The sequence below is a fragment of the Micromonospora sp. M51 genome, assembly GCF_018070305.1.
Taxonomy (GTDB): Bacteria; Actinomycetota; Actinomycetes; order Mycobacteriales; family Micromonosporaceae; genus Micromonospora; species Micromonospora parva.
In genome coordinates, this window is sequence record NZ_JAGPXZ010001483.1 from 1 (window position 1) to 488 (window position 488).

General features: G+C 70.5%; 1 protein-coding gene. It reads right to left on the reverse strand.

The window, feature by feature from the left end:
* Positions 1–488, reverse strand: a 488-nt coding sequence (locus KBX53_RS35565; RefSeq protein WP_210864094.1) for a TetR/AcrR family transcriptional regulator C-terminal domain-containing protein, incomplete at both ends; no start/stop codon positions are given.

The window sequence follows — 488 nt, forward strand, 5'->3', positions numbered from 1 at the left end:
GGGTGGGGTCGGTGACGTCGTGGATCTCGGTGGCCACCATGGCCGTCAGGTGCGGTAGCGCCTCGGCCATCGCGGCCAGGTCCGCCTCCGCAACGTCGTCCTCCATGCTCCCGCCAGCCGACGACGGGCTGAAGATCTCCTGCGCGAACCCGAGCGGCAGGCTGCCGAACGCGTGCATCGCCCGATGCGCGAGGCGGTGCGAGAACCCTGCGCCGAGCAGGGTGCCCACGATCCCGTCGTAGTAGGCGTACAGACCGACGGGGATGGTGCGACGCGAGCCCAACAGACCGGGCATCCACGGGTGACGCAGCATGATCTGACGCGCCGCGAGGAACTGCCGGCGCAGCCGCGTCCGCCAGTCCTCGTCCCCACCGTTCGTGGCGATGCCACCAACCGCCGCCGCACCGATCTCGGCGACCACGGTCTCCACGACGCCATCGAGGAGCGCCTCCTTGGCGGGCAGATGGTGGTAGAGCGACATGGCCTCG